Here is a 247-nt window from a genome sequence, read left to right on the forward strand (position 1 = left end):
GTTATCAGCGTGGCCATCACCCTCCTGGTGGCCATTTTTATCCGCAAGGGCCATAACTGGGCCCGCATTGTCCTGACGGTCTTCGCCGTTCTGTCGCTGCTGTCCCTGCTGGTTCCGTCAGGGGCATCCCTGCTGGGCATCGTGGGAATAGTCCTGGTCCTGGCGGCCACAGTGCTGCTTTATGTGAAACCGGCTCCGGCCTATTTCGCCGCCATGAAGCAGTACCGCCGCAACAAGAAATTCGGTG

General features: G+C 59.5%; 1 pseudogene. It reads left to right on the forward strand.

Annotated features, from left to right (window positions below):
- Positions 1 to 9: 9 nt before the first annotated feature.
- Positions 10 to 247 (forward strand): annotated as a pseudogene (locus SB754_RS22185) (hypothetical protein); the annotation flags it as partial.

The organism is Leifsonia sp. SIMBA_070, assembly GCF_046534635.1.
Classification (GTDB): Bacteria; Actinomycetota; Actinomycetes; order Actinomycetales; family Microbacteriaceae; genus Leifsonia.